Origin of the sequence: Pseudomonas sp. 21LCFQ010 (genome assembly GCF_024129905.1) — a bacterium.
Classification (GTDB): Bacteria; Pseudomonadota; Gammaproteobacteria; order Pseudomonadales; family Pseudomonadaceae; genus Aquipseudomonas.
On the sequence record NZ_JAMYDZ010000001.1, the window covers coordinates 295,827 to 316,522 of the forward strand.

11 protein-coding genes and 1 pseudogene are annotated in these 20,696 nt (G+C 62.7%); 3 read left to right on the forward strand and 9 right to left on the reverse strand.

What is annotated here, in order from left to right; genetic code table 11:
• The first annotated feature begins 12 nt into the window (after nt 1-12).
• The gene (locus tag NJC38_RS01410) at nt 13-2,853 is read left to right on the forward strand and encodes a hypothetical protein (RefSeq protein ID WP_253110601.1); all 2,841 of its coding nucleotides are present in this window, start codon (nt 13-15) and stop codon (nt 2,851-2,853) included.
• A gap of 67 nt (nt 2,854-2,920) precedes the next feature.
• The gene (locus NJC38_RS01415) at nt 2,921-7,552 is read left to right on the forward strand and encodes an RHS repeat-associated core domain-containing protein (RefSeq protein ID WP_253110604.1); all 4,632 of its coding nucleotides are present in this window, start codon (nt 2,921-2,923) and stop codon (nt 7,550-7,552) included.
• 88 nt (nt 7,553-7,640) lie between these two features.
• Here NJC38_RS01415 and NJC38_RS29000 read toward each other — a convergent pair whose 3' ends face one another.
• From NJC38_RS29000 to NJC38_RS01455, 8 genes and pseudogenes are all read right to left on the reverse strand, one after another.
• Entirely contained in the window at nt 7,641-7,898 is a 258-nt protein-coding gene (locus NJC38_RS29000) for a helix-turn-helix domain-containing protein (RefSeq protein ID WP_290447098.1), read from the reverse strand.
• A gap of 179 nt (nt 7,899-8,077) precedes the next feature.
• Nucleotides 8,078-8,827 (reverse strand): uroporphyrinogen-III C-methyltransferase, encoded by a 750-nt coding sequence (cobA, locus tag NJC38_RS01425; RefSeq protein WP_253110607.1) that lies wholly within the window; start codon nt 8,825-8,827, stop codon nt 8,078-8,080.
• A 14-nt stretch (nt 8,828-8,841) separates the two neighbouring features.
• Entirely contained in the window at nt 8,842-11,556 is a 2,715-nt protein-coding gene (locus NJC38_RS01430; protein ID WP_253110610.1) for a nitrate reductase, read from the reverse strand.
• Nucleotides 11,557-11,561: 5 nt separating this feature from the next.
• A pseudogene (locus tag NJC38_RS01435) lies at nt 11,562-12,770 on the reverse strand (FAD-dependent oxidoreductase); the annotation flags it as partial.
• A 917-nt stretch (nt 12,771-13,687) separates the two neighbouring features.
• Complete coding sequence (locus NJC38_RS01440; RefSeq protein ID WP_253110613.1) at nt 13,688-15,346, reverse strand: bifunctional protein-serine/threonine kinase/phosphatase; 1,659 nt, start codon at nt 15,344-15,346, stop codon at nt 13,688-13,690.
• An 8-nt stretch (nt 15,347-15,354) separates the two neighbouring features.
• Entirely contained in the window at nt 15,355-16,566 is a 1,212-nt protein-coding gene (locus NJC38_RS01445; RefSeq protein ID WP_045490216.1) for a nitrate/nitrite transporter, read from the reverse strand.
• A 725-nt stretch (nt 16,567-17,291) separates the two neighbouring features.
• Entirely contained in the window at nt 17,292-17,867 is a 576-nt protein-coding gene (locus NJC38_RS01450; RefSeq protein WP_253110616.1) for an ANTAR domain-containing protein, read from the reverse strand.
• Nucleotides 17,868-17,880: 13 nt separating this feature from the next.
• Nucleotides 17,881-19,092 carry a CmpA/NrtA family ABC transporter substrate-binding protein gene (locus NJC38_RS01455; RefSeq protein WP_253110618.1) on the reverse strand — a complete coding sequence of 404 codons (1,212 nt, stop codon included), beginning with the start codon at nt 19,090-19,092 and terminating at the stop codon, nt 17,881-17,883.
• A 177-nt stretch (nt 19,093-19,269) separates the two neighbouring features.
• Here NJC38_RS01455 and NJC38_RS01460 point away from each other — a divergent pair, with 177 nt between their 5' ends.
• Complete coding sequence (locus tag NJC38_RS01460; protein WP_253110621.1) at nt 19,270-20,295, forward strand: quinone-dependent dihydroorotate dehydrogenase; 1,026 nt, start codon at nt 19,270-19,272, stop codon at nt 20,293-20,295.
• 131 nt (nt 20,296-20,426) lie between these two features.
• Here the strand turns inward: NJC38_RS01460 and NJC38_RS01465 are convergent, their stop codons facing one another.
• Nucleotides 20,427-20,642: a ribosome modulation factor gene (locus NJC38_RS01465; protein WP_010448881.1), complete on the reverse strand. Its 216-nt coding sequence runs from the start codon at nt 20,640-20,642 to the stop codon at nt 20,427-20,429.
• Between the last annotated feature and the right edge of the window lie 54 nt (nt 20,643-20,696).

A 20,696-nucleotide genomic window follows, 5' to 3' on the forward strand; every position in this document is an offset into this window, starting at 1 on the left:
GAGAAATCAAAGATGAGCAACTCCAGGCAACAATTACTGGCCTACATGCAGCAGGGCGAAACCACCCAGGGCTGGGGCGCGATTTCGGTGTTCGGAAGGGCCCGGCTCAACCGCCTGCTCGAGCAGCAGTTCGTGGCCGGTTTCGATGAATTCAGTTTCCTGCCGCCGTTCAGCATGGAGCAAATCTACCTCAGCGACGACCAGAGCGAGTGGATGCAATTGCACGCGGTGGTACTCAGCAAGCCGCTGCTGTCGTTCGAAACCGCCTCGCTGAATAACTCCAGCGCTACCCTGACCCTGGGCATCATGGCCGGTACGGTCACCACCTGGTCCAAGCCCGTCGGCAAGCCCGTCACTCTGGTGTCCAGTTACACCCTGGCCGAGCAGCAGGGCTATAGCCTGATCATGAGCATCAATCTGTCGATGGTGGTCGGCGAGGTCGACCACCGCGGCCGGGTGACCCTCGACCTGCGCAACAGTCTGTCGTTCAAGTGCACCCTGGCCGAGCAGCTGCAGGCGCAGAACCGCATCGGTGAAGCCTTCGAGGGTTTTATCAAGGCGTTGCCACGCCACAAGCGGGTGTTCGAGCTGGGCACTCTGGACCTCAAGGGCTACAACCCGTTGACGCCTACCACCTTTTACATCCGTACCCAAGCAGCGCCGGGGGCCAAGAATGCCAGGGCGGCGAACTACGGTGAAGGCGGGGTGCTGATTTTCATCGCCCTGCGCGGCAAGCCTTCGCCTGGCTACTTTCCGGGTGAAGGCAGTGGTTTTCCGTATTTCATCCCGGATGACCGCGACGGCCAGGGTAATGATCAATATTCTGCGGCCCTGGTGCTGTCGCGGGACATGATCGAGCATGTCGAGCAAGAGCGCCTTGATATCCTCAACAGCTTGCTGTTCCCTGGCGAAAACGTCTTCGTTGAAAGCTCGCGTCATGTGCCTCACGACCTGATTGTGTTCGGAAATATCGACCCGGCTTTAACCAGCATCACTCTGGAGCCGTTGTTCAAGGTCCTGCAGGCCGGTAGCCGCCAGACATTTACCGTACGCCAGGCATCGCGCAGCCTTGATGCGGCCAGTGTGCAATGGAGCGTGCGCAGCCTGAACACGCGCAATGCTGCCGGCAGCATTGCCAATGGTGCGTACACTGCAGTTGCTGCTCAGCAATTGGGCAAGCAAACGGTGCGCAATGTGGTGACCGCCGAGTATCGCGACCCGCAAACCGGTGAGCAGCGCCGGGCCAGTGCCTTGGTGTCCGTGGTGTTCGACGCGATCAGCGTGGCCCCGCAGGCTTCGATCCACTATGTGACGGGCGCCCCCAGGCCCATGCGCCTGGCGGCCGCCAGCCTGAGCGGCGCAGAGCTGTCCTGGACCCTGCTCGAACCCCGTTATGGCAGCCTCAGTGGCAGCGGTAATCAGGTGACCTACACGCCACCCACCGAGCTGTCGGGGGCCGAAGGCCTGGCCGTGCAGCGCATCGAGGTCAAGGACACCGGCACCGGGCAGACAACCGAAGCCACGGTGTTGTTGCTGGCCTTTAACCAGTCACTGGCCGTCGATCCTCCCCATGTGAGCGGGGTGGGGCGCAGCGCCCAGGTGCAACTGACCGCGCCGGCCAACATACCGCCCGAGGCCTTGCGCTGGAGCATCGCCAGCGGCCCGGGCAGTGTGACCCCGCAAGGGCTGTTCAGTGCGCCGGCGCAATTGTCGGCGCCGACCAGCGTGGTGCGCTGCGAGGCGCTTAACAATGGCATCGTCTGGATGAGCGGCTACAGCATTATCAGCCTCAGCGACTTCGTCCAGGCGCAGTCGTGGCAGCGCCTGAAAAACTTCCAGCTCACCGCTGCCGCCAATCAGGTCCGCGCCACGGCCAACGGCTACCAGCAGATTGCCGTGGATGTGGAGATCGAAACCGAACCGGTCGATGGTATCGACTATCCGGTCACCGAAGAGGAGATGAGTAGCCTGACCCTGGTTCATCGTGACAGCGGCCAGGCCTTGGACTACCTGCCCCTGACTCAGGAAGGCATAGAAGGCGATGTGCATTACGACTGGGCGGTCAGCACCCAGCCCAATCGCTTCAATCGGCTCGACGCCATGGCGAGTGCCCAGGCTTATGCCAGTTACCAGGTGCAGGGTGCCATTTCCCGGCGGCGGGTGTTCGTGCACACCAGGGCCAGCAACCCGCAAGTGTTGCATGCCCGTTTCATTGATGAGTGGTTCGCCGAGCACAACTCCAACCAGCGCAGCAATCAGGTGCCCTACGTCATTGAATTGGTGCCGGTAACCCGGCCGACATTCGAAGCCCGTGACTATACCTTTGCGCCCAGACGGGTGGCCGGTGGCGGCAATAACCCGCCGCAGCAGGAAGACTATGACTTTTTTCTGACCACCACCGACTACTGGTACCTGGAGTTCACCGGCAAGGACGGCAAGACCGTGCGCTTCATGCGCTGCGAGTTCGAAGCCAACCAGTCGCTGATTCAGTGGGAGAGCCGCCGGGTTAACGAAACCATGTTCAGCTACACCGGCTACCTGTTCAACGACGAGCAAAACCAGCAAGACCCGCGACGGATTCAGTACGACCCACGTCTGGCCAAGTTGATGCCCGGCAAGACCCTGGACCAGAGCCTCATCGCTGGTGAAGAGGTGGGTGAAGGCCAGTTGCTGGTCAGCCTGTTGCGCACTGACGACGTGCGCTACACCAGTTCGGCCGACGCCAGTGCTCTGGAGCAGTCGCTCAAGGTCGACCTGCTTGACAAGAACGGCAACGCGCACCGGCTGGCCATTGGCTTTGCCCCCATGGAAACCGCCGACAGCCGCAATACCTTGTTGCTGAGCGTTCTGTAACCCCATAAGGGCGCGGCCATGCAGTGGGGCCGCGTCATCGGCCATTATTCCTCACTCGAGGTGCAGCATGACTGCCTCTACATCACTGCATTCCAATGCATTCAACTTCATGAGTTTCATTAATGGCGGCGTCGACCCGCGTACCGGTTTGTACACGCTGTCGATCAGCCTGCCGGAGCTGCAAAGCGACGAGCTGGCCGGCCCTGCGCTGCCGCTGACGCTGGTCTTCAACCCGCTCAACAATCAGGACTCCGGCTACGGCCATGGTTGGAACCTGCAACTGTCGCAGTACCACCCGGCGTCGCAGATGCTCTCACTCAGCAGTGGCGAGAGTTTCAAAGTGACCGAGCACGCCAACGGCCAGATGCTGATGAAGGAGAAAAAGCTCGACAGCTTTCATGCTGCCGAACTGGTCGGTAATCAGTACCGCATCGCTCACAAGTCGGGCCAGGTGGAGATTCTGCAGGCCATGGGTGGCGACAGCCCGGCCTTGCCAGTGGAAATCCGCGCTGCCAACGGGCGTCGCATCAGCCTGAGCTACACCTACTTCAATGGTCAGGCGCTGCTGGCCGAGGTGCGCGATAGCCAGCGCCGTTTGCTGACCCTGGAGCGCTCCGCCAGCGAGGTGGTGTTGACGCTGGACCCTGACCAGTCTGCCGCGAAGTTCACCTTTACCCTGAGCGGTCACGATAACCGGGTGTCGCGGATCACCTTGCCCACTGCCGAGCAGGCCGGCTGGCGCCTGGGCTATCAGGAGCTTGATGGCCTGTTGCATGTGACCGAGGTCTGGACCCCTTCCGGCGCCCACGAGACCCTGCGCTACGATGACGCCGGGCATGCCTTTCCCGGCCAGAGCAGCCGGCCCAATCTGCGTCGGGTAACGCGGCACATCATTGACCCCAGTCCGGTCTCCGGGGCTGATCATGCGCAGCAGGAAAACGCCCAGGCCACGCGCCAGCCGCTCATCGAGGTGGGCTACAGCTATGGCACGGGCACGGTAAACCCGGTGCACAATTTTCTCGGCAATAACGCCTCGGGTCTGGTGTGGGAAGACAACGGTGAAGACAACTTGTACAAAATCACCGGCAGCTACCTGTACGGCAGCACCGAGACCCTGTTCGACGCCGGCCAGGCGCTGCGCACCACCGAGCGCACCTTCAACCGCTTCCATCTGCTGACCGAACAACTGATCATCCAGCGCCGCAAGGCGCAGCGCAGTGCAACCGTTTACCACGCCGATGACCGGCTGAACTTCGACCAGCAACCGGCGTTTTTCCAGTTGCCCGACACCGTGACCGACAGTTGGTACGATCTTGACGACCCCAACCGGGTGCGCAGCGAAACGGTGAAAACCCGCTATGACGGCTTTGGCAACCTGCTCGAAGAAATCAAAGCCAGCGGCCTCATCGAAACCCGCACCTGGTACCCGGCAACCGGTGAGCCCGGCCAGTGCCCGGCTGACCCTGAGGGCTTCGTGCGTCAGTTGGCCAGCAGCACCGTAACCCCTGCGTCGTCCAGCCATGGCGAGGCCGCCCCGGTGCTGCGCCAGCGCTACCGCCATGAGGCCCTGCCAGCGGTCGGGGGCAATGGCCAGCCGTGGCTGGTGCAAACCGAAGAGCGTCTGCTACAGGTGCACAGCAGTAATGAGACCTTGCTGCAAACCGGTGCCTCACGCTATTACAACGCACCGGCCGACACCTTTAACCACGGCCGGTTGCTGCAAGCGAGCGTCACCCTCAACGGCATCACCCACCTGACCGACTACAGCTACCGGGTCAGCAACGGCCGCGCCGGCGGCACTGTGCTGCACACCACCGAGACCCGCAGCAGCAGCCTGGATGCTGAGCGCAAGGTGATCGAGCTTGAGCAGTCGCTGGTCAATGGCCTGGCGCTGCTGACCCGTGACGACACCGACGTAGAGATTCGCTACCGCTACGATGCGCTGCAGCGGGTGCTGAGCGAAACCGTGGCGCCGGACACCGACTATCAAGCTGCCCGCCAGTATGCCTATGGGCTGGTGGCCGAGACCGGCCAGAGAGCCTGGCAGCAGGTCACGGATGTCAAAGGCGTGGCTGTACGCAGCGAGCTTGATGGCTTGAATCGGGTGGTGGCCGAACAGCGCCAGGATGCTGATGCCGATAATGCCTGGCGGCGCATCTATGCCGCGCAATATGACAGCCGCGGGCAATTGAGTAGCGAGACCCTGTACGACTGGCTGGGCAGCGACGAGCGCAGCCTGACCACCACCTTCACTTACGACGACTGGCAGCAGTCACTGAGCCAGACCGGCCCTGACGGGGTGCTGAGCGTCGAGCAGACCGACCAGGCCGCCAGCCCCAGCGGGCCGCTCAAACGCCAGTGGCGGCAGCGCTCGGCCGGCGACACTAGGCGCTATGAGTTGACCGAAACCCAGTTGAACCTGTTCGAAGAGCCTGACTATGTTCAGCGCGATACCCACGACGGGCAAAGCCTGGGCCGGCATCTTTACCATTACGACGGATTGGGGCGGCTGGTCGAAGAAATCGACGCGCTGAGTCATGTCACCGGCTACCGCTATGACGCGTTTGACCGCCAGCTTACGTTGATCCTGCCAGACCAGAACGAGGTGCGCCGGCGCTACGCCGTACACAGCCGCGAGGACCTGCCGGTAAGCATCGCGGTCAATGACGTGGAGCTGGGCCAGCAGGCATTCGACAGCCTGGAGCGCCGCTACCTGTTCACGGTCGGTGGTCGTGAGCAGTCGTACAGCTTCGAGCCGGGACAAACCCGGCCGGCCTCGGTGCTGACCGCCAGCCGGCAGCGGATCGAATACAGCTATGTACCGGCGCTGGGTGAAGACCCGCTGGTGCGGCGTATTCCTGCCAGTAACGTCAACGCCAGCTACGAATATGACCCGCAAAACGCCCGGTTGCTCGATTGCACCGAACAAGGTCAAACGCTGAAGCGTACTTACTACAGCACCGGCGAACTCAAGAGTGAGCAGCGCATTGACGACACCGGCGAGTATCAGATGCAGTACCGCTACAGCCTGCAGGGCCTGCTGCTGGAATACATCGATGTACTGGGCCAGACTCAGAGCCTTAGTTACGACGCCCATGCCCGCTTGCAGAGCACCGGCCTGGGCCAGACCACCGCGACCTTCAGCTACGACGATCTGGGCCGGCTGGCGCGCATCGATACCGTCGACGACCAGCAGCGTCTGGGCACCGGCCTGGGCTACGACGACCATGGCCGGGAGATCAGCCGCGAATTTGACCTTAACGGCGTGATCCAGACCCTGACCCAAGTGTATGACGACACCGACCAGCTCAAGCAGCGGACCCTCAAGCAAGGCGATACGCTGCTGCGTGACGAGATTTACGGTTACGACCCACGCAGTCGCCTGACCAGTTACCGCTGCAGCGGCAGCCAGTGCCCGGTAGACCCGTACGGCAAAACCATTGCAACGCAGGTGTTTCGCTTCGATACGCTGGACAATCTGACCCTGGTACGCACCACCTTCGCCGGCGGCAGTAACAACGCCGAGTATCACTATGACGGAGATGACCCGGTACAGCTGAGCCGCGTCACCAACAGCCACGCCGATTATCCGGCGCAAATCCTGCTCAGCTATGACGACGATGGCAACCTGATCCGTGACGAACAAGGCCGTACCCTGAGCTACGACGCCCTCAATCGCTTGTTGCAGGTCAGCGGTCCTGCGGGCGACGGGCACTACCGCTATGATCCGCTGGACACGCTCAGTGCCCAGGATGACCAGCAGCGCTTTTACTGCGCCGGGCAACTGAGCACCCTCACCGACGGCCAGCAGGGGCAACACTGGTTATGGGGCGACGACAGGCTGTTGGCCCAGGCCGGACAAGGGCCGCTGGCCACCGACACCGCCAACAGCGTGCTGCATGAAACCGACGCCAGCGGGGGCACCGCCAGTGCCTACACCCCCTACGGCCACCGGAGCCTGCGCCCCCAGGCTGACGGCGGGCCGGCGTTTAATGGACAGTACGCCGAGCCCGCCACCGGATGGCAACTGCTGGGCAACGGCTACCGGGCCTTCAACCCGGTGCTGATGCGCTTTCACAGCCCCGATAGCCTCAGCCCGTTTGATCAGGGTGGGGTGAATGCGTATGCGTATTGCGAGGGCGACCCGGTGAATGTGACTGATCCGACGGGGCATACGCCCTGGGGGGCGATCAAGCGCTTGTTCCGGAATGTAAAGACCACCCGGACTCATAGCGTGCCAGCACGGTTTGCGACCAATTCTAAGGAAGGCGCGGCAAGGCTTAGCAAGATTACTGCTACGGATGTGCAGAATATGGAGCGGATCAAAGATGCTCAACAGAACAAAATCGGAGACTTGATGAAGTACCAGGACGAACTGCTGGCTCGCGGGGTTGATCCGTCTGAATATCTTAAGAGCGAGAACCGTCTGTTTACCTATAACAAAGCTCTGAAGTCGACGGTTGCCGACTTGGACTACGCGAAGAGTCGTCAAGGTCACCAAGGTATTACTAAGCAATCGCGCAGAGATATCGAAGATCAGTTAGCGGGTTTTCAGGCTAAACGAACAGCAGCCAAAAACGCTCCGCGACAAGAGTATTTGCGATCACTCATAACGCCGCAGGGCCAGGCTCAGGCTGCGCAGGTTCATGATATTCGCTCAGCATCTGAGAACAAGTCGCTGGGCATTAATCCCGATTGAGTGTCTGCCGGACGCCGGGGGCAGGGTAGGTTGAAACCGTGTCACCTCTCACAGAGCGGCTTTACCCGAAGCCGCTCTGCTTTCAACTTCATCCATTCAACTCGACAATCCCCATTTCAATCGCCTTCACCAGTGCCGTCCGCATATTGCACACGCCGAACTTGCGGCGAATGTTGCCCTGATGAAAGTTGATCACCGCTTCGCTACGCCCCAGGATCCGGGCGATTTCCCAGGCGGTCTTGCCGCGGATCACCCAGTGCAGGGTCTCCAGTTCCTTGTGGGTCAGCCTGACGGGGAGGGGGGTGTCGCTAGCGCAGCCGTTTGCCGGTTGCTGATTACGGTTCATCGCAAGGTCCTCATCCATGGAAACCTGCGGCCCAGCATAGCGCTGATCATTGCATCTGAAACCTGACAGAAATGACACTGCCTGGCGTGCCAGCGTGCCAGCGTGCCAGCGTGCCAGCGTGCCAGCGTGCCAGCGGGTCCGCGGCGAAGGCGCTGGCGGGCGCGCTCGCCGCGCAGCAATCAGCCAGCCACAGCCTGCGCGAGCGGGCTCGCCGCGACCGATTGTGCCGCCGCCACTTCGCCAATCACCAGCACTGCCGGGCTTTGCAGGGCAAATGCCAATGCATCGCGCTGCATGTTGCCCAGGGTGCTGCGGCACTCGCGCTGGTGCGGCAACGAGGCGTTTTCGATCATCGCCACCGGCATGTCGGCACGCATGCCGCCGGCCAGCAACCCTGCGCAAATCCCGCTCAGGCGGGCCACGCCCATATACACCACCAGCGTGGTGCCGCCCTGCGCCAGCGCCTGCCAGTTCAACTCGCTGTCATCCTGGGTATGCGCCGTCACCAGCGTTACGCCGCGGCTGACGCCGCGCAAGGTCAGCGGGATATCGCATTGGGTGGCCCCGGCAAGGCCGGCGGTAATGCCGTTGACCAGCTCTGCTTCGACGCCGCGTTCACGCAGCCACTGCGCCTCTTCGCCGCCACGGCCAAAAATGCACGGGTCACCGCCCTTGAGCCGTACCACGCACTTGCCCTGCCGGGCATAGCGCAGCATCAGCCGGTGAATGAACGCCTGCGGCGTCGAGCGGCAGCCGCCACGCTTGCCGACCTTGATCACCCGGGCCGCCGGGCAGTGCTCCAGCACCGCCGGGTTGACCAGATCATCGATCATCACCACATCGGCGCAGCCCAGCGCCCGCACCGCCTTGAGGGTCAGCAATTCAGGATCGCCAGGGCCTGCGCCCACCAGCCAGACTTTTGCGCTCATCAGGTATTCCTCATTCAGGGTACGGCGACCAGATTGATCAGGCGTTTTATTTCCGGCACACAAGACCCGCATTGAGTCCCGCAGCCTAATTGTTGTTTGAGTTCATCGAGCCCCAGCCCGCGTTCGATCCCGGCGCTGATCGCGCTCTGGCTGACGTTCATGCAGTTACACAGAACCTTGTCGCGGTTCTGGAACGCGCTTTTGCCAGGCTCGCTGCTTAGCGGGGCGAGCATCCAGCGCCGCAGCGGCTGGTCGGCCCGGCCTTCGAGCCACAGGTTCTGCAGCCAGTGCTGAGCCAGGGTTTCGCCGGCCAGGCGCAGCGAGGTTATCCGGTTGTGCTCGATACGGACCCGTTTGCCGACGCCATGTTTGGGGTCGTCGTAGGCAATCACCGGGCCGTGGTCCAGGTTCAGCAGTTGATCGATCTGCGCCAGCAGCGCGGCATCTGGCGGCGCCGGATGCGCAGCGCGGATCACCAGCGCCGCCCGCTCGCGGCCGATCAGGCTCAGGCTGGCGTAGCCGAACGCCTCACACAGCGGGCGCAGCGCCTGCAAATGGCGCTGCACGTCACCCTCGATCAGGGCGAACAAGCGCCACGGCAGGTTGGCTCGCTCCAGGCGCACGCCGGCGTGTTTCAGTTCCGGCTGTTTGGACAGCGGGTCATAGGCGGGCTGGGTCAACTGGTTGACGCCGCCTTTGAGAAACCGGTCGCCCCAGTGCATCGGCAGGTAGACGTGCCCGGCCCGCAGACTGTCGTCGGCGCTGATGGGCACCACCAGGCTGCCGCGCCGGCTATGCAGTTGCACCAGGTCGCCGTCCTGCAAGCGTTGGCGTTGCATGTCATCGGGGTTGACGCTCAGTACCGCTTCACTGACATGGCCGAACAGCCGCGCTGCGGTGCCGGTGCGGCTCATGCCGTGCCAGTGATCGCGCAGGCGGCCGGTGTTGAGGGTCAGCGGAAACCGGGCGTCGCGGCGCTCGACCGGGGCTGCATAGGCGTCGCTGACAAAACGCGCCCGGCCTGTCGCGGTCGGGAATAGCCCATCGGCATACAGCCGCGCGGTGCCTGCCGTGGCGCCTTCGGGAAATGGCCATTGCTGCGGCCCGAGCCTGTCGATCAGGTCGCGGCTGATACCTGACTGGTCCAGATCGCGGCCACGGGTCAGTTGCTTGTATTCGTCAAACAGCGACTCGGGGGTCGGGAAGTCAAACAGCGGCGCACTGCCGGGCAGCAGCCGCGCTTGCAGGCGGCGGGCGAAGTCGACAGTGATCGACCAGTCGGCCCGTGCTTCGCCTGGCGCGGCAATCGCCTTGCGCACGTTGGAGATGCGCCGTTCGGAGTTGGTCACCGTGCCTTGCTTCTCACCCCAACTGGCGGCCGGCAACAGCAGGTCGGCATAGTGTGCGGTTTCGGTGGTATGGAAAGCTTCCTGCAACACCACGAACGGGCAACTGGTGAGTGCCTGGCGAATCGCGGTCTGGTCCGGCATTGATTGCGCCGGGTTGGTGCAGGCGATCCACAGCGCCTTGATTGTGCCGTTGCGCACCTGCTCGAACAGGTCCACCGCCGACAGCCCAGGGTTGGCCGGTAGCGCGTCGACGCCCCAGTACTCGGCGACTTCCCGGCGATGCTCGGGGTTGCCGGCTTCGCGGTGGCCTGGCAGCAGGTTGGACAGGCTGCCGGTCTCACGCCCGCCCATGGCGTTGGGCTGGCCGGTCAGCGAGAAGGGGCCGGCGCCGGGGCGGCCGATTTGCCCGGTGGCCAGATGCAGATTGATCAGCGCGCTGTTTTTGGCGCTGCCGGCAGTGGACTGGTTAAGCCCCATGCACCACAGCGACAGGAACGCTGGCGCCTGGCCGATCAGCCGGGCGCAGGTGTGCAAGTCCTCGATGCTGATATCGCACAGACGTGCCACGTGCTCAGGCGTGTAGTCGCGCACAAGGGCCTTGAGTTCGGCAAAGCCTTCTGTGTGCGCCTCGATATAGTCGCGGTCGATCTGCTCGTCCCAGATCAACAGGTGCAGGATGCCGTGAAACAGCGCCACGTCACTGCCACCCTGAATCGCCAGGTGCAGGTCGGCCAGTTCACAGGTGTCGGTGCGCCGTGGGTCGACGACGATGATCTTCATGTCCGGGCGCTGGCTTTTCGCTTGCTCCAGACGCCGGAACAGGATCGGGTGGGCGTAAGCCATGTTGCTGCCGACGATCAGCAGGGTGTCGGCCAGCTCGATGTCCTGATAGTTGCACGGCGGCGCATCAGCACCCAGGCTGCGTTTGTAGCCAACCACGGCCGACGACATGCACAGCCGCGAATTGCTGTCGATATTGTTGGTGCCGACCAGTGCGCGGGCCAGTTTGTTGAAGGCGTAATAGTCTTCGGTCAGCAGCTGCCCGGAAATGTAAAACGCCACGCTGTCCGGGCCGTACTCATGCAGGGTACGGGCAAACACCTGTGCGGCATGATCCAGTGCGCTGTCCCAGTCGGTGCGGCTGCGCGGCAAGCTTTTACCCAGGCGCAGCTCAGGGTACAGCGCCCGGGCCGACAGGTCGCCGGTCAGGTGCAGGCTCGAACCTTTGCTGCACAGCCGGCCGAAATTGGCCGGGTGCGCAGGATCGCCCGTTACACCGTAAATACGTTGGTCATCGTGCTCGATCAACACCCCGCAACCCACGCCGCAGTAACAGCAGGTCGAGGCGGTGGTGCGCACCGGCAGGCTGAGGTCGGTCATGGCTGCATCGCCTGTTCACCAAACATCAGGTGCTGACGGATCGACTCGATCCGGCTGTTGGTACGGATCTGCTCCATGTACCAACTGCCATCGCAGGTGTCGCCGTACAGGCAGGCACCGACCAGCATGTCGTCCTTGATCACCAGCTTTTTGTAGACCCCGCTGATCGGGTCTGAGTAGGTGATGCTTTCGGTGCCTTCGCCACCGAGAAAGTCGCCGGCGGAAAACAGGTCAATGCCCGTCACCTTGAGCTTGGCTGAAGTCACCGAACCCTGATAGCGGGCAAAACCCAGCTGGGCCAGATGATTGGCACAGACCCTGGCCTGTTCGAACAGCGGTGCGACCAGGCCGTAGGCGATGCCGCGATGGCTGACGCACTCGCCGATGGCGTAAATGCGCGGGTCGAAGGTCTGCAAGGTGTCATTGACCAGAATCCCGCGGTCACACGGCAGCCCGGCCTGTTCGGCCAGCGATGTTTCCGGGCGGATGCCGGCGGCCATCACCACCAGATCGGCTGCCACCCGGCTGCCATCGGTGAAGCACACTTCACGAACCCGTCCCTGCTCGTCGCCCAGCAACTCGGCGGTGTGGGCGTTGAGGCAGAAGGTCAGGTTGCGTTGCTCCAGCGCTTTTTGCAGCAAGTCGCCGCTGGTCTTGTCCAGTTGCCGCTCCAGCAGGCTCTTGCCGTGGTGCACGACGGTCACCTGCATGCCGCGCATGGCCAGGCCATTGGCCGCTTCCAGGCCCAGCAGGCCGCCACCGATGATCACCGCGCGGCGATGGGTATTGGCAGTGTCGATCATCTGCTGAGTGTCGGCGATATCGCGGTAGCCGATCACCCCGTCCAGCTCGTTGCCAGGAATCGGCAGCCGGTAGGGCCGGGAGCCGGTGGCGATCAGCAACCGGTCATAAGCGGCTTCAGTGCCGTCGTCGGCAATCACCCGGCGCTTGACCCGGTCGATCTTCACCACCCGCCGGCCCAACAGCAGGTTGATGCCGTGACGGCTGTACCAGTCCAGGTCATTGAGCACGATGTCGGTGAAGTCCTGCTCGCCGGCCAGCACCGGTGACAGCATGATGCGGTTGTAATTGGGATGCGGCTCGGCGCCGAAGACCGTGATGTCATACAGCTCGTCACTGAGCTTGAGCAGTTCCTCAAGCGTCCGAACCCCGGCCATGCCATTACCGATCATCACCAGTTTGAGTTTTTTCATCGGGCCTCCGGGTTACCGCCTGAATGCGTATGAATCCATCGCAAACAAAAAAGCGCCCTCGCCAGTAGCCTGACGAGGACGCCTTTGTCCGCTCCCGTAAACCGGGAAATGCCGCCTTCGCCATTGAAGACCGCACGTAATGTGTGTGTTGTTCAGGTTAATGCAGGGGGCGTGCCATGTGTGCGTTGGCCGGTAAATCGGGGGCTTTCTGGAGTATTGGTCTGTATGGCTGCACCGGCTTGAGGCGCCGTGCACGGATGCGGGGCGTCTTTGGATCTTTGAGTGCTCTCTGTTGGTTTCTGTGGTGTTCATCAGGCCGCCCTGTTTCGTCCTGGCGGACGACCCCCTTTGTTTCGGCAAAGGGGGGAAACCATTGCGACAGGCTTGGCCCCGCCTTGCGGCGGAGTACCCTCTCTCCGGTGCCGATTTGGCGGTCGGCGCGATGGGCGTCCTGCCCAGCGCACCTGAAACCGACATCCATGTCGGTTTCCCCACCAAATCGACACCTCCACTCGGCCAGCGCCAAACGTCGCGACTCGCGGCGCCTGCAAGACCGCATTCCAAAGAAAGCCGCGTACGGCTTTGATTCGCCGTTGCCGTTGCCGTTGCTGGTGATTTTGATCTTCGAGCCGAGATAGCACAGACGACACGAATCGCGACTTGGGCGCTGGCCGAGGGTAGGCGTCGATTCGGGGGAGAAACCGGCAGGGAAGCCGGTTTCAGGTGCGCTGGGCAGGGATGCCCATCGCGCCGGCCCCCGAATCGATGCCGGACGGAGGGTAGTTCGCCCGCAGGGCGGACCCAAGCCAGGAGCTAGCGATTTGGTTCCTTTGACAAGCCAAAGGAACCCGCCCGTAGGGGCGGAACCCGCAGTTCAGACAACCGCGGCAATGATCTGTGTACAAAACGAAAGGCCTTCACCCATGCAACAGCACAATCGCCAGCAGCAGATTGCCCAACAGCGACACCAGCGCCAGGGTCCGCCAGACCTTCAACGGCTCGCGCTCCAGCAACGGTCGGGGCCGTACCGTCATCACCTGCTGCTCACCCTGTTCCAGCTCCAGCAACCACTGCTCAGCCGTCTCATAACGCTGCTGCGGATCCGCCGCCAGTGCCTTGCCCAGATTGCGCTCCAGCCAATCCGGCACATCCGGCCGATACCGGCTCGCCGGCACCGGACTGGCAAAACGCGGCTGCTGAAACGCCTCCACCTCACCATAGGGATACTGCCCGGTCAGCAAGTAATACAGCGTCACCCCCACCGCATACAGATCCTGACGCGCTGAGGGCGCTGCGCCCTGAAACGCCTCCGGCGCCAGAAAACTCGGCGTGCCCGGCAACTCACCGGGCACCTGCGTCGACAGCCCCGGACAAAACGCCAGGCCGAAATCCAGCAGCCGCAACTCACCGTCATCATCGAGCAGCAGATTGTCCGGCTTGATATCCCGATGAATAATGTTGCGCCGGTGCAACAACCCGCTGGCGCGCAACAGCCGTAGCGCCAGATCCTGCCACTGGCCCAAGGGCAACGGGCCGGTCACGCTGAACAACTGCGCAAGCGTGCGCCCCGGATAACGGCGCATCAGGTAATACAGATGCTGGCGCTGCGGTAACGGCGCCACTTCCGGAAAATGCCGACCGGCCACCCGCCGCAGGAACCACTCCTCCAGCAGCAGCGCCTGACCGGCACCGTCTTCGTCTGCGCGGCTGGCGGGCAGCGTCTTGAGCAACCAGGGCTGACCATTGTCATCCAGCACCTGATAAAGCAGCGATTGCTGCGAACGGGCCACGAGCTTGTCGACCTGCCAGCCCTCGAACGACTGGCCGGGCTTGAGCTGCGGCGGCAGCGGCCATTGCTGCAACTGGCGCAAGGTGTCGCCAAGGTCATCATGGCCCAGGCTGTCGACCTGAATCAGCAAGGCGCTGGCATTGTCCTGGCTGCCGGCCAGATGGGCACTGTTGACCAGCGCGGTGACGCACGCCTGCAATGGCTCTTGGTCGGCCAGGATCGAACGGATCCCGTTGTCGCCCAGGGTCGCCCACACGCCATCGCTGACCAGCAGCAGGCGCTCGCCTTCGCGCAGTTCGCCTTCCAGATAATCCATCACCAGGTACTGGTCCAGACCCAGCGCACGTTTGAGCACGTGGTTCATGTCCGGCTGTTCCCAGACATGCTCTTCGCTGATGCGTTGCAGCGTCCCCGCGTGCCAGCGATAGACCCGGCAGTCGCCGACGTGGGCCAGGGTAAAGCGCCGGCCGCGCAACACCAGCGCGCTCAGAGTGGTCAGCAGGCCGTTGGCCAACAGCCAGCGGTTCTGCGCCAGCAGCAGACGGTCCAGCGATTGGGTGATGCCCCAGGTCTCCGGCGTTGAATAGTAGTCCAGGGCCAGTGCCTGAAGCGTGGATTGAGCCGCCAGTGCACCATCGGCGCACTGGCTGACCCCGTCGGCCAAGGCAAACAAATGGCCCTTGCTGGCCGCCAGCGCCGGCACTGGCGTCACCAGGCGCAAAGCGTCCTGGTTTTCGCTGCGCGGGCCGCTGGCGCTGAACTGCGCACAACTCAATTGCAAGGGCATGGCGTGGCTTATACCCGGGCGGCGGTCACGGCTGCCGAACCCCAGGTGGTGCGCCAGCGGCGCTTGACGTTGAGCAGACCGAACCAGGCCAGCACGGCAAGCCCGGCGAACAGCCACAGACCCAGTTGGTATTCGCCAGTGTTCTGTTTGATGCTGCCAAGGCCGGCCGCCAGGAAGAAACCGCCGATCCCGCCGGCCATGCCGATCAGGCCGGTCATCACGCCGATTTCCTTGCGAAAGCGCTGCGGCACCAGTTGGAACACCGCGCCATTACCGGCGCCCAGGCCAAGCATGGCGGTAACGAACAGCGCCAGCGCCGCGACCGAGCTGGGCAGGTTGAAGCCCACTGCCGCAATGCCGATTGCCGCGACCATGTACATCGCCGTCAGCGTGCGGATGCCGCCGAAACGGTCGGCCAGCGCACCGCCCAATGGGCGCATCAGGCTGCCGCCGAACACGCAGGCAGCGGTGTAGTAGCCGGCGGTGATCGGGTCCAGGCCGTACTGGTCGTTGAAGTAGCCGGGCAGGGCGCTGGCCAGGCCGATGAAGCCGCCGAAGGTCACGCTGTAGAAGAACATGAACCACCAGCTGTCACGGTCGCCGAGGGCCTTGAAGTAGTCGGCCATCGACTTGGCTTTGGCGCGCTCCGGGGCGTTGCGGGCCATCAGGCTGAAGGCGATCAGGGTCAGCACCAGCGGAATCAGCGCCAGGCCGAACACGTTGCCCCAGCCGAAACTGGCGGCCAGCACCGGCGCGATCAGCGCGGCCAGCACCGTGCCAGAGTTACCGGCACCGGCAATGCCCATGGCTTTGCCCTGATGCTGCGGCGGATACCACTGCGAGGCCAGCGGCAGCGCGACGGCAAACGATGCACCGGCCATGCCCAGGAACAGGCCCAGTAACAGCGCATGCTCATAGGTATGAATGCCCAGTTGCCAGGCACACAGCAGCGCGACGATCACGATCACCTGGCCGATGATCCCGGCAGTCTTGGGCGACAGTTGATCGGCCAGCATGCCCATCACGAAGCGCAGCACCGCACCCGCCAGAATCGGCGTGGCAACCATCAGGCCGCGTTGCTGGGTGGTCAATTGCAGGTCAGTGGCGATCTGCACCGCCAGCGGGCCGAGCAGGTACCAGACCATGAAGCTCAGGTCGAAGTACAGAAAGGCTGCGAAAAGGGTCGGTTTATGTCCGGCCTTCCAGAAACTTGTATCCATTGCACACCTCATCATCTGCCAGAAGGAGTTCGTCGAGGGTCTTGGCCGCGACGTGGAAGTTGTCAGGGGTGAGTGCGCGATTAGCCGGCGGCTCACCCAACCCCGTCACCGGGGCCTCAAGGGCACCTCTAAAAACTACCTGCGTTGCCATCGCGTTGTTGAAATCAGGCTCAAAATGCTCATTTACAAACTGTAAACTCCGCTTTCTCGCCTGATTTCGCCTAGCGCTGACTGCCTCGCCTACGTTTTTAAAGGCACCCTGAACGCAAAAGACGCCGCATCTCGGTTCGCTGCGTAGCGAAGGGAGAGGGCGACGTCTTTGTCGTATGTAAGGGGGCAACCGCCGTTGGCTACCTGCATGGAGGTGTTTGCAAGACCTGGGCCAAATCCACGAACGCCCGGTAGGAGCGGCTTGAGCCGCGAACAGCGGTAATGCCGATCAGTAAAGGACAACGCGGTCTTGTGGGAGGCAGCTCTGCTGGCGAATGCTGCGGTGCATCCACAGCAGATGTGCCGGTTTTACTGGCCCTTTCGCGACCAAGGTCGCTCCCACAAGGATCGCGCCGACCTTAACTGATCGGCATTACCCGGCAGGAGCGGCTTGAGCCGCGAACAAAGGTCACAGACGGCGCTATTCGCGGCTCAAGCCGCTCCTACGGATGCTTAAACGCTCCATTGCAGCGCGTCGGGCGGGTGGTATGGTGCATTTCGGGTCGTAACTGCTCTTAGCCCAGCATCTCGCTCATGGCGATGATCTGTTCGGCGACCTGAATCAGCTTTTGCTGGCGGCTCATGGCCTGGCGGCGCATCAGGGTGTAGGCCTCTTCTTCGTTGCAGTGCTTCATTTTCATCAGCAGGCCCTTGGCCTGCTCGATGCGTTTGCGTTCGGCCATCTGCTGGTCGCGGGCCAGTAGCTGGGCGCGCAGTGCCTGGTCGCTTTCGAAGCGGGCCATGGCCACGTCGAGGATCGGTTGCAGGCGCGGGGCATCAATGCCCTCGACGATATAGGCGCTGACCCCGGACTTGATCGCCTGGCGCATGACGCCTGGGTCGTGTTCGTCGGTGAACATCACGATCGGCCTCGGCTGATCGCGGCTGACCAGCACCACTTGTTCCATGACGTCGCGGCCGGGGGATTCAGTGTCGATCAGAATCACGTCCGGGCGTAATGCGTCGACCCGCGCCGGCAGGTCGATGCTCAGGCCCGACTCATCGATCACTTCGAAGCCGGCCTCGCTCAGCGCGGCCTTGAGGCGGCCGACTTTTTTTGCCGTGTCATTGATCAGCAGGATACGCAACATGGTCGGCTGCCTCTCAGTAAGCGGCGACGGCAGGGCTGCCATCGACCCTGGCGTGGAGGGCAAAGCTGCGGGCATAAGCGGCCGGATCGCTGCCGTCCCAGACCCGCCCGTCGATCAACTGGCTGCTGCGCATCTGCGTGTTCGGCACGGCAATGTCCAGCGCTTCGGCGGCCTGACGGTACAGGTCAAGGCGGTGAACCTGGCGGGCGATGGCCAGGTAGTCGGGGTCCTCGCGCAGCAGGCCCCAGCGGCGGAACTGGGTCATGAACCACATGCCATCGGACAGCCAGGGGAAGGTCACCTGGCCATTACCGAACAGCTTCAGCGGGTGGCTGTCTTGCCAGCTGTTGCCCAGGCCATCTTCATAATGGCCGAGCAAGCGCGGCTCGATGCAGTCCACCGGGGTATCCAGATAGTCAGCATCGCTGAGCAATTGCGCGGTGCTGCGGCGATTCTCGACGCTCTGCTCGATGAAGCGGCTGGCTTCCAGCACCGCCATGGTCAGGGCGCGAGCGGTGTTGGGGTTACGCTCGGCGAATTCCTGGGTGCAACCCAGCACTTTGCCGGGATGGTCGGGCCAGATTGACTGGCTGGTGGCCAGGGTGAAGCCCAGCTGTTGTTTGATCGCGCTGGCGCCCCACGGCTCACCGACACAACAGCCATCGATCCGCCCGGCCTTGAGGTGCTCGACCATCTGCGCCGGTGGCACCACCACACTGTCGACGTCTGCCAGTGGATGAATGCCTTGGCTTGCCAGCCAGTAATACAGCCACATGGCATGGTTGCCAGTAGGGAAGGTCTGGGCAAAGGTCATGCGTGCGCCATTATGGTGCGCGCGTTGTTCCAGTGCTTCAGGACTGGTCACGCCAGCCTGCTGCAACGCGCTGGACAGGTTGATGCACTGGCCGTTCTGGTTCAGCCCCATCAGGATCGCCATGTCGGCACTCGCGCCGCCGCTGATCCCCAGTTGCATGGCGTACACCAGGCCGTAAAGGCTGTGGGCAGCCTGCAACTGACCGCTGAGCAACCGGTCGCGCAGGCTTGCCCAGGACGGTTGGCGGTGCAGGTTGAGGGTCAGCCCGTAAGGTTGGGCGAACCCCTGGGTCGCGGCCACGACCAGCGAAGCGCAGTCGGTCAGGGCCATGAAGCCTATGTCGATGCTGTTCATTTCCGGGGCATCGCTGCCCGCCACCCAGTCCAGGGCGTTGCTTGCTCGAGGGATCATCGGTCTTGCCTGCTCACACTTGCTTCGATCAAAAAAGGCGCCGCCTTGCATGTGGCGTGATCCGAAGAGGGGTGCAAGGCATGTGCCAGCGCCCGGAGATGCGGATTTCTCGCCTGCCGGGCACTCTGACGGCTATAATCGCCGGCTGATTCCAGCCGCCTGTGAGCCCGCCCGCCCATGTACAACCTGGCCCGCCAGTTACTCTTCAAACTTTCTCCGGAAACCTCTCATGACCTGTCGCTGGACCTGATCGGTGCGGGTGGCCGGTTGGGCCTGAACGGCTTGCTGTGCAGGGCGCCTGCGCAGGCACCGGTGACGGTCATGGGCCTGAGCTTTGCCAACCCGGTAGGGCTGGCCGCCGGCCTTGACAAGAACGGCGCAGCCATCGACGGTTTTGCCCAGCTGGGTTTCGGCTTTGTCGAGATCGGCACCATCACCCCGCGGGCCCAGCCCGGCAACCCCAAGCCGCGTCTGTTCCGCCTGCCCGAGGCTGAAGGCATCATCAACCGCATGGGCTTCAACAACCTGGGCGTCGATCACCTGATCAGCCGGGTCAAGGCCGCAAAATACCGTGGTGTGCTGGGTATCAATATCGGCAAGAACTTCGACACCCCGGTCGAGCGCGCGGTAGACGACTACCTGATCTGCCTCGACAAGGTCTACGACCATGCCAGCTATGTGACCGTCAACGTCAGTTCGCCCAACACCCCGGGCCTGCGCAGCCTGCAATTCGGTGATTCGCTCAAGCAGTTGCTCGAAGCCCTGCAGATGCGTCAGCAAGCGCTGACCCAGCAATACGGCAAGCGCGTGCCACTGGCGATCAAGATCGCGCCGGACATGAGCGATGAAGAAACCGCGCTGGTTGCGGCGGCCTTGCTCGAAACCGGGATGGACGCGGTCATTGCCACCAACACCACCCTGAGCCGCGAAGGCGTCGAAGGCCTGGCGCATGCCGCTGAAGCCGGTGGCCTGTCAGGCGCACCGGTGCGCGACAAGAGCACCCATACGGTACGGATTCTGGCGGGGGAACTGGGCGGGCGTCTGCCGATCATCGCCGCTGGCGGCATCACCGAAGGCCGCCATGCAGCCGAGAAGATTCAGGCCGGTGCCAGCCTGGTGCAGATCTACTCTGGCTTTATCTACAAGGGACCTGCGTTGATTCGCGAGTCGGTGGATGCGATTGCCGCGTTGTCGCGTCACTGAGCCGGTAACCATGGACATAAAAAGGGGCTTCATGAAGAAGCCCCTGAGCCTGTGGCCCGCTGCCGGATGAGGCAGTAACGATGTTGATCGAGAAGTCAGACAAATTTTCAGATTGACTGGTCGGAATTACCTCATCCGACTGCGTGAAGTTCGTTGAGTCTGTGAATGCCCGCGGTGCCGGTCATACCGTCCCAGTTGTCGCCTCGTCCTTCGCGCCAGCCATTGATCCATGCCTGACGCACTGACGGTAGAGTAAATGGGCAAAGCTCACGGGATTTACCATTAACGCCGTATTGATATCCGCGTAAAAATGCTCTTTCCAACGGATCACGCTTAAGTCTTCTCATAGGGTGTTGCCCTCGTCTGTTGACTATGTAATGTCCATGAACCTCATGTCGAGG